The sequence below is a fragment of the Enterobacter sp. 301B genome (genome assembly GCF_003850715.1).
GTDB lineage: Bacteria > Pseudomonadota > Gammaproteobacteria > Enterobacterales > Enterobacteriaceae > Enterobacter > Enterobacter intestinihominis.
In genome coordinates, this window is the sequence record NZ_PQTC01000018.1 from 27,862 (window position 1) to 36,244 (window position 8,383).

An 8,383-nucleotide genomic window follows, 5' to 3' on the forward strand; every position below is an offset into this window, starting at 1 on the left:
GAGCCTGAATGAGCGAAGCCATCACGCCCGCCGCGCTGGAAACGCTGTTTACCGGCGCACGTACCCATAACGGCTGGCTGGATATACCGGTCAGTGACGAGACGCTGCGCGAGATTTATGACCTGATGAAATGGGGGCCGACGTCCGCCAACTGTTCCCCGGCGCGCATTGTCTTTGTGCGAAGCCCGGAAGGAAAAGAGAAGCTGCGCCCGGCGCTCTCCAGCGGCAACCTTGAGAAAACGCTCACCGCCCCGGTCACGGCAATTGTCGCCTGGGACAGCGAGTTTTATGAGCGCCTGCCTGTACTGTTCCCGCACGGCGATGCCAGAAGCTGGTTTACCTCCAGCCCCGCACTGGCGGAAGAGACCGCCTTTCGCAACAGCTCGATGCAGGCCGCGTACCTGATTTTCGCCTGCCGCGCGCTCGGGCTCGACACCGGGCCGATGTCCGGCTTTGACCGGGAAAAAGTGGACGCGGCCTTTTTCACGGGCACGCTGCTTAAAAGCAATCTGCTGATTAACATCGGCTATGGCGATATGAGCAAAGTCTATGGGCGCTTACCGCGTCTGACCTTCGAAGACGCCTGCGGGCTGGCGTAAGGAGCCATCATGACGACACCCGATCAACAAACCTTCCGTGATGCCATGGCCTGCGTCGGTGCGGCGGTCAATATCATCACCACCGACGGCCCTGCGGGAATGGCGGGCTTTACCGCCAGCGCGGTATGCAGCGTGACCGATTCCCCGCCCACTCTGCTGGTTTGCCTCAACCGTGGCGCGTCCGTCTGGCCGATTTTCAGCGAGAACCGCACCCTGTGCGTTAACACGCTGAGTGCCGGACAGGAGCCATTATCCAACCTGTTTGGCGGTAAAACGCCGATGGCGGAACGCTTTGCCGCTGCCCGCTGGCAGACAGGCGACACGGGCTGTCCACGTCTGGAAAATGCCCTGGCCTCGTTCGACTGCCGCATCAGCCAGGTGGTTAGCGTCGGCACCCACGACATTCTGTTTTGCGACATCGTATCCATCGTTCGCCACCCGGCACCGCAAGGGCTGGTGTGGTTCGACCGCGGCTATCACGCACTTATGCGACCCGCCTGTTAATCCGCATTCAGGAGACAGAACATGTTCGGACTTCCCCACTGGCAGTTGAAATCGACCTCCACAGAAGCAGGCGTGGTCGCGCCGGATGAAAGGCTCCCGCTCGGGCAGACAATGGTGATGGGCGTGCAGCATGCGGTCGCGATGTTTGGTGCGACGGTGCTAATGCCCATGCTGATGGGGTTGGATCCTAACCTCGCCATTTTGATGTCGGGTATGGGTACCCTGCTGTTCTTTTTTGTCACCGGCGGGCGCGTGCCCAGCTATCTGGGCTCCAGCGCCGCCTTTGTGGGAGTCGTTATTGCAGCGACCGGGTTTAACGGTCAGGGCATTAACCCCAACCTGAGCGTGGCCCTCGGCGGCATTATCGCCTGTGGGCTGGTCTATACCCTGACCGGTCTGGTGGTGATGAAAGTCGGCACGCGCTGGATCGAGCGGATGATGCCCCCCGTCGTCACCGGGGCGGTGGTGATGGCGATAGGCCTGAACCTCGCGCCGATTGCAGTGAAGAGCGTTTCGGGCTCGCCGTTTGAAAGCTGGATGGCGGTGATTACGGTGCTGTGCATCGGTGTGGTGGCGGTCTTTACGCGTGGGATGATCCAGCGGCTGCTGATCCTGGTCGGGCTGATTGCGGCCTGTCTGATCTACGCGCTGCTGGCGAACGTGTTTGGTCTCGGCAAGCCGGTTGATTTCACACTGATTCACCAGGCCGCCTGGTTCGGGATGCCGCACATGACCTCGCCCACCTTTAACGCTCAGGCGATGATGCTCATCGCGCCTGTCGCGGTGATCCTGGTGGCTGAAAACCTGGGCCACCTGAAAGCCGTAGCGGGAATGACCGGGCGCAATATGGATCCGTATATGGGGCGGGCGTTTGTGGGAGACGGTCTGGCGACCATGCTCTCCGGCTCGGTCGGCGGCAGCGGCGTGACGACCTACGCGGAAAATATCGGCGTGATGGCAGTGACCAAAGTCTACTCGACGCTGGTCTTCGTGGCGGCGGCGGTGATGGCGATACTGCTCGGCTTTTCCCCAAAATTCGGCGCATTGATCCACACCATCCCGGCACCCGTGATTGGCGGCGCCTCGATTGTTGTATTTGGTCTGATTGCCGTCGCGGGGGCACGCATCTGGGTGCAGAATCATGTTGATCTGAGCCAGAACGGTAACCTGATCATGGTGGCGGTCACGCTGGTGCTGGGCGCAGGCGACTTCGCCCTGACGCTGGGCGGGTTTACGGTGGGCGGGATTGGCACGGCGACCTTCGGCGCGATCCTGCTCAACGCCCTGCTTAGCCGCCGCAAAGGGGATGAAGCGCAAGCGGAACCCATCACCCCCTGAACCTGAAATAGCCGGGTGACGCTACGCTTACCCGGCCTACATGCCAATTGTAGGCCTGTGCAAGCGAAGCGCCGCCGGGCAAAACGGACAGCGTGCGCGTTGTTAGCTATCTGCCCCTTGTTCAGTGCCCAACCCGGCAGTCGCCTTACGTCGTTTTTTTAACTTTAACTCGCTCACCAGCACCCCGGCGACAATAAATGCCGCGCCCACCAGCGCCAGCAGCGGCAGACGCTCCCCGGCGAGTCGCCCGAAAATACCCGCCCACACCGGTTCACCGGTATAGATGACCGTCGCCCGTGTCGGAGATACGCTGCGCTGCGCCCAGTTCATGGTGACCTGAATAATGGCGCTAAAAACGCCCAGCCCCAGCGCCACGACGATAAGCCCGGTAGACATCGGCGGGACGGACTCCCCTGCCGGCACCATCGTCGCGAACGCCACCAGCGACGCGGTGGCAAGCTGCACGACCGTCACCCGCTTGACGTCCACTTTTCCTGCCCAGGCGCTAATCAAAATAATTTCTGCCGCAATGGCAACGGCCCCCACCAGCGTGATGATCTCTCCCGGCCCCAGCGCCAGCAGATTATTTCCCGGCCCGGCTAATAAAATGAGGCCGATGAACGCCAGCACGATACCAATGCACGACATCAGGCCCGGTATTCTGCCCAGGCACAGCCACTGCAACAGCGGCACCAGCGGTACGTACATGGCGGTGATGAAAGCGGATTTACTGCTGGAGATAGACTGAAGCCCCCACGTTTGCAGGCTATAGCCCATGGCAATCGCCACGCCAATAGCGACACCCGCTTTAAGCTCTCTCAGGGTCAACCCGCGCAGGGTTTTCAGCGAAATAAGCGCCACGGCAACCGCCGCGGTTGCAAAGCGCAGCCCTACAAAGAAAAACGGATCGCTCATCGTGACCGCGTACTGAACGGCAAGAAAGGTTCCGCCCCAGAACATGGTGATCAAAATCAGGATGGCTTCCTGAGGCTTAATGGAGAAAGTAAAACGGGAAACGGACATGGGACACCAGCACGAAGAATCAATCCTGTAGTGTGCGATGCCTTTGATTACAGTTCAATGTAGCAGACATAAAAAAACCGCCGGGAAACCCGGCGGCAGAGAGTTAACCCGGCGTACTACTTGTTGCTGCCGTGGCTATTTTTACCCCCTTTTTTGCCAGCCTCTGATGCGCGCTGAGGGTCGTTTTTAAAATTGCCCCCGCTAGACTGGCCACCTTTACGACCTGCTTCTGATGCTCTTTCACGGTCTTCAGCGAAATTACCTGAACCACCACGATGGTTTGCCATCTCTAACCTCCAGAGTGTGAAACATTAGACATCATATTGCATTCAGTAAAAGAGGATTCTTTCACCTCGCGGCTCAAGGACAGTGCCTTTATCTGTGCCGCGTGAATCTAAGCTTAGTGTAATGCGGCTATCCGGCAAGCGAGAGGTAATATTCTGCAACATGATCTCAGCCTTTCGTATGAAATATTGAGGAGGTTATCCATAAGCCATTCTTATATTTTGAAAAATCAGCGCCGCTAAAGTTGTTTCATTTTGCTACAAAGCACATAACGAAAAGATATTGTTATATATCAAATAAATGCCGTTCATTTTTGCAGTCTGGCCGTGATGTCATATCTTTAAAGTAACGCAGCGATCCGCTGTAAGAAAAACCAACGAGGAGTGATGCAAAATGGCAAAAGTTCTGGTGCTCTATTATTCCATGTATGGACACATTGAAACCATGGCTCACGCAGTTGCAGAAGGCGCAAACAGAGTAGACGGCGTTGAGGTTGTGGTTAAACGCGTACCGGAAACCATGCAGGCGGAAGCCTTCGCCAAAGCCGGGGGAAAAACACAAAACGCCCAGGTCGCCACCCCGCAGGAGCTCGCGGACTATGATGCCATTATCTTCGGCACCCCGACCCGCTTCGGCAATATGTCCGGCCAGATGCGCACCTTCCTCGACCAGACGGGCGGGCTCTGGGCCTCCGGCGCGTTATACGGCAAGCTGGCCAGCGTGTTCAGCTCTACCGGCACAGGCGGCGGCCAGGAGCAGACGATCACCTCAACCTGGACTACCCTTGCACATCATGGGATGGTGATTGTGCCGATTGGCTACGGCGCGCAGGAACTGTTCGATGTTTCCCAGGTTCGTGGCGGGACACCGTATGGCGCGACAACCATTGCCGGTGGGGATGGTTCACGTCAGCCAAGCAATGAAGAACTTTCGATCGCCCGCTATCAGGGTGAATACGTCGCGGGTCTTGCCAAAAAACTGAACGGCTAACCCAACAGGAGGACAAGTATGCCAACTCAAGAATCCAAAGCTCACCACGTGGGCGAATGGGCAAGTTTACGCAATACCTCTCCGGAGATTGCAGAAGCCATCTTTGAAGTCGCCAGGTATGACGAAAAGCTGGCTGAGCAGATTTGGGAAGAAGGCAACGATGAAGTGCTGGTTCGCGCTTTCGAAAAAACCGACAAAGACTCGCTGTTCTGGGGCGAGCAAACCATCGAACGTAAAAACGTCTGAATGTTCCCCCCGCCCGCGCGGGGGTTTTCTTCTATTTCGCCGCGTTGTTCATCACCGCATTGAATTTATCGATCGGACAGAAGCCGTTGCCATCTACCGGACAGCCCTTCAGCTCCAGCGTCACGCGCTGCGCAGGAGATTGCAGCGACAGCACGCTGGCATTACGCAACTGCTCTGAACTCTGGTAGACATACTCAATTTTCATCAGCTCCTGGTTAGTGTTTTTGTCATGCCAGCGCTGGAAGACAATTTTACCACCAATCGGGGTTCGTTCCTGCTGGTCGTGCAGCTGATACGGCCTGAAATCCAGCGCGGTCAGCAGCGAGGCAATATTGGAGTCGTGCCCCACCAGCAGGGTAATTTTTGGCGCTTTGGCCTGTTCGGTCACCAGCGCTTTATCAATGTACTTCACCAACGGTTTAGCCACGTTCTGCGCCACGTCCGTCGAGGTAAACAGCGAGTCCTGGTAGCCGTTTTTCAGCTTCGACAGCACGCGCCACTGCTGATCGGTTTTGATTTCCCCCCATGCCACCTGGTCTGCCGGGAATCCTTCGTAATACTGTAGGGTGAACGCATCCACCAGCGAGTTACCCACTTTCAGCGGCCCGGAGACGCCCGGCTCTTTTTCATAATCGGCGCTGAACGTATCTTTCGCCTCCGTCAGGGAACAGACTTTTTTCTCCTTGCAGGACGGCGAGTCGCTATAGTTTGTCAGCTGCTCCAGCAGTTTGTAGCTTTCATCCAGCTGCATTTTCTGCCGTTCTGTCTCCATCGCTTTCAGCGCTTTCTCACGAAACTCAGGGGAATTATCGGTAATGACCGGATTGAAGGTGGGGTCCATGGTGCCCATTTTTTCCTGATGATGCACAGGCACATCGCACCCCGGGAACGCGCCGGTGATAAAGAACTGCGCGGTCGCCACGGTGCGCTGGAGGCTGTTGGCGTAGGCATAGACGGTATCCGCTTGCGGGCATTCACCCGTCTTCACCATCCCCTGCTCTGCCAGCCACTCGCGTATATAGTGACCCATATACACTTCCAGTACGCCCCCTTTGGTGGTGAGCTGTCCACCCGGGACGTCCCACTCCGGCCACTGCTTCGGCGTGGACTGCTCCAGCACGCTGCCGTTATTGGCGAGCGGCGCACGCAGGTTGTGGCGGCTCATGATGAGTACCTGTTCCAGCTGATAGCCGTCCGGTGTGTCCTGCGCCTGTGCGCCAAAGGTCACGGCAAGGGTACCTGCCACGGCAACTGCAAGTAGTGCTTTTCTCATCCCTAATTCCTCACACGTTTTTTTAATGTCGCATTGAGTGTGACAGATTCGTGACAGGTTTTTCGGGAAGCATTTCTCAAACTGATGAATACGTGACTCGCTGATTCAGAGGCTGATGCCGGTGACGATGCCGACATACAGCGCCGCCCATGCGCAGGCTGAAAGCAGGCTGATGGCGTAAACCTTTATCGCGCTCAGCCTGAGCATGCCCGCCGCCAGCGGCACGATATAGCGCAGTACCGCCAGGAAACGCGAGGTGAACAACACCAGCAGGCCATTTTTATGCAGCTGGCGCTGTACCCGCAAAAACTTCCCGGCATGTTTTGCCGTGAAGCGTGACACTCGCCGGGTATGCCCCATCAGCTGGCCGATATGGTAATTCAGCACCGATCCTGCCGTAGCGCCCATCACCACCGCCAGCCACGTCAGCGCCGGATGCATACTCGACTGGCTGACGGCAATCCCCGCCAGCAGCATGACCGATGCGGGCGGGAGCACGGAAGAGATCAGTACCGTTGATTTACTCAGTGCCATAACAACGAGCAACGCGAAGAGATGCGTTGGATAATGCGCAAAATGATCCAGCAGCGTGTCCAGCCATGCCATTTTACTCTCCCCGGTAACATCAGAATTCCCCATTAGAAGTGAAAACAGTTAAATAAAACGTCAACATTCATTCAATAATATTCATTTAAACCATACTTAAACATTATTAAAATTCCTCAGCAGCCATTTTAAATAAGCGTATTATCCCTCACGCTTTACAACGATCTCGTTATGGCGAGGCTCCTGTACAAATACACGTTATCGCTCTGGTGGGTTCGAGAGAACCGGCACAGGGTAAAACAGGCACTGTCGAATCAAGGCTTTGCCAGTATAACTTCCCTTACGGGATACGGTGTACAGTGCTGAACCCAGGACGTGGGGATCTCCTTTCCGACATGCCCTGTCTTGCTCGCCCCTGAGAGATTTTATTATTCAACGGGAAGTTACAATGTCTTACGCTATTCACAACCAAAATATGGCTTTTAACGACAGCGCCATCGCGCAATATATGAATACCGATTTTATCGTTATTGATATTTCATTATGCGTGGCTCTGGCACGCGAGCAGTTCTTTGAAAAATTAAAAGATGATGATATTCCGTCACATATTTTTATCGAAGACAACGGTCGCCTCGCGGGTTTGATTGCCGTACGTAAATTATTGCAGGCCACGGATACCGTACAGCCCGTTAAAGGTCTGATGATATCGGATTTTATCCAGCTTAAACCGGAAGATGAGCGGGCGGATGTCGCCGGGTTGCTGGCGCACGCAGGTGCGGATGTCGTACCGGTGGTGACCCACGGCAAGCTGGTGGGCTGCCTTACCGAGCGTGAAATCGCCCATCTGCTGGAAGATGACGTTACTGAAGATGCCCAGCTTCAGGGGGCAACGCTGCCGCTGGAGAAGCCCTATCTGGAAACCAGCGCCTTTAGCCTGTGGAAGAAACGCTCCGTCTGGCTGCTGCTGCTGTTTGTCGCGGAAGCGTATACCAGCTCGGTGATCCAGCATTTTGAAGAGGCGCTGGAATCCGCCATTGCGCTGGCGTTCTTTATTCCGCTGCTGATTGGCACCGGCGGAAACAGCGGGACGCAGATTACCTCGACGCTGGTGCGCGCCATGGCGCTGGGTGAAGTCCACCTTCGCGACGTGGGTCGCGTGCTGCGCAAAGAGATGAGCACCTCGTTAATGATTGCCGCCACGCTGGGCCTGGCGGGCTGCGTTCGTGCCTGGATGATGGGCATTGGGATGGAAATCACGCTTATCGTCAGCCTGACGCTGGTCTGCATTACGCTGTGGAGCGCCATTGTCTCATCGGTGATCCCGATGGTATTGAAACGTTGCAAAATCGACCCGGCGGTCGTTTCCGCGCCGTTTATCGCCACGCTGATCGACGGTACCGGGCTCATTATCTACTTCAAAATCGCACAGTATACGCTGGGGCTGGAATAACGAAAAAACCCTGCGATATTGCTATCGCAGGGTTTTCGAATTTGGCGGAAGCGTAGAGATTCGAACTCTAGAACCCTTTCGGGTCGCCGGTTTTCAAGACCGGTGCCTTCAACCGCTCGGCCACGCTTC

At 56.2% G+C, this 8,383-nt stretch carries 10 protein-coding genes and 1 riboswitch; of the genes, 6 read left to right on the top strand and 4 right to left on the bottom strand.

Going from position 1 to position 8,383, the window contains the following annotated elements; all coding sequences use genetic code 11:
- The first annotated feature begins 8 nt into the window (after positions 1–8).
- From C3451_RS18215 to rutG, 3 genes are read left to right on the top strand one after another with little or no spacing between them, the layout of a single operon-like run.
- Positions 9–599, top strand: a complete 591-nt coding sequence (locus C3451_RS18215) for a malonic semialdehyde reductase (protein WP_022647679.1) — start codon at positions 9–11, stop codon at positions 597–599.
- A 9-nt stretch (positions 600–608) separates the two neighbouring features.
- Complete coding sequence (gene rutF, locus C3451_RS18220; RefSeq protein WP_023299762.1) at positions 609–1,103, top strand: NADH-dependent FMN reductase RutF; 495 nt, start codon at positions 609–611, stop codon at positions 1,101–1,103.
- Positions 1,104–1,124: 21 nt separating this feature from the next.
- The gene (gene rutG, locus C3451_RS18225; RefSeq protein WP_045622224.1) at positions 1,125–2,441 is read left to right on the top strand and encodes a pyrimidine utilization transport protein G; all 1,317 of its coding nucleotides are present in this window, start codon (positions 1,125–1,127) and stop codon (positions 2,439–2,441) included.
- Between the two features lie 102 nt (positions 2,442–2,543).
- On the opposite strand, the gene C3451_RS18230 is transcribed toward rutG, so the two are convergent.
- A complete protein-coding gene (locus tag C3451_RS18230; protein WP_045622222.1) occupies positions 2,544–3,464 on the bottom strand; it encodes a DMT family transporter in 921 nt (306 codons plus the stop codon).
- A 116-nt stretch (positions 3,465–3,580) separates the two neighbouring features.
- Positions 3,581–3,751 carry a general stress protein gene (locus C3451_RS18235; protein WP_001273664.1) on the bottom strand — a complete coding sequence of 57 codons (171 nt, stop codon included), beginning with the start codon at positions 3,749–3,751 and terminating at the stop codon, positions 3,581–3,583.
- A gap of 391 nt (positions 3,752–4,142) precedes the next feature.
- On the opposite strand from C3451_RS18235, the gene wrbA reads away from it, so the two are divergent.
- Positions 4,143–4,739: an NAD(P)H:quinone oxidoreductase gene (gene wrbA / locus C3451_RS18240; protein ID WP_022647675.1), complete on the top strand. Its 597-nt coding sequence runs from the start codon at positions 4,143–4,145 to the stop codon at positions 4,737–4,739.
- An 18-nt stretch (positions 4,740–4,757) separates the two neighbouring features.
- The gene (locus tag C3451_RS18245; RefSeq protein ID WP_022647674.1) at positions 4,758–4,985 is read left to right on the top strand and encodes a YccJ family protein; all 228 of its coding nucleotides are present in this window, start codon (positions 4,758–4,760) and stop codon (positions 4,983–4,985) included.
- Between the two features lie 31 nt (positions 4,986–5,016).
- Here the strand turns inward: C3451_RS18245 and agp are convergent, their stop codons facing one another.
- Both agp and C3451_RS18255 read right to left on the bottom strand, forming a co-directional pair.
- Positions 5,017–6,258: a bifunctional glucose-1-phosphatase/inositol phosphatase gene (gene agp / locus C3451_RS18250; protein ID WP_045622221.1), complete on the bottom strand. Its 1,242-nt coding sequence runs from the start codon at positions 6,256–6,258 to the stop codon at positions 5,017–5,019.
- A 105-nt stretch (positions 6,259–6,363) separates the two neighbouring features.
- A complete protein-coding gene (locus C3451_RS18255; RefSeq protein WP_045622219.1) occupies positions 6,364–6,864 on the bottom strand; it encodes a DedA family protein in 501 nt (166 codons plus the stop codon).
- A 158-nt stretch (positions 6,865–7,022) separates the two neighbouring features.
- Positions 7,023–7,192: riboswitch (M-box (ykoK) riboswitch) on the top strand.
- Between the two features lie 60 nt (positions 7,193–7,252).
- Here C3451_RS18255 and C3451_RS18260 point away from each other — a divergent pair.
- Entirely contained in the window at positions 7,253–8,254 is a 1,002-nt protein-coding gene (locus C3451_RS18260; RefSeq protein WP_045623324.1) for a magnesium transporter, read from the top strand.
- Positions 8,255–8,383 lie beyond the last annotated feature (129 nt).

Bases quoted from the DNA above. Each gene is read 5' to 3' on its own strand.
- C3451_RS18215 (WP_022647679.1), top strand. From the start codon at position 9: ATGAGCGAAGCCATCACGCCCGCCGCGCTGGAAACGCTGTTTACCGGC.
- rutF (WP_023299762.1), top strand. From the start codon at position 609: ATGACGACACCCGATCAACAAACCTTCCGTGATGCCATGGCCTGCGTC.
- rutG (WP_045622224.1), top strand. From the start codon at position 1,125: ATGTTCGGACTTCCCCACTGGCAGTTGAAATCGACCTCCACAGAAGCA.
- C3451_RS18230 (WP_045622222.1), bottom strand. From the start codon at position 3,464: ATGTCCGTTTCCCGTTTTACTTTCTCCATTAAGCCTCAGGAAGCCATC.
- C3451_RS18235 (WP_001273664.1), bottom strand. From the start codon at position 3,751: ATGGCAAACCATCGTGGTGGTTCAGGTAATTTCGCTGAAGACCGTGAA.
- wrbA (WP_022647675.1), top strand. From the start codon at position 4,143: ATGGCAAAAGTTCTGGTGCTCTATTATTCCATGTATGGACACATTGAA.
- C3451_RS18245 (WP_022647674.1), top strand. From the start codon at position 4,758: ATGCCAACTCAAGAATCCAAAGCTCACCACGTGGGCGAATGGGCAAGT.
- agp (WP_045622221.1), bottom strand. From the start codon at position 6,258: ATGAGAAAAGCACTACTTGCAGTTGCCGTGGCAGGTACCCTTGCCGTG.
- C3451_RS18255 (WP_045622219.1), bottom strand. From the start codon at position 6,864: ATGGCATGGCTGGACACGCTGCTGGATCATTTTGCGCATTATCCAACG.
- C3451_RS18260 (WP_045623324.1), top strand. From the start codon at position 7,253: ATGTCTTACGCTATTCACAACCAAAATATGGCTTTTAACGACAGCGCC.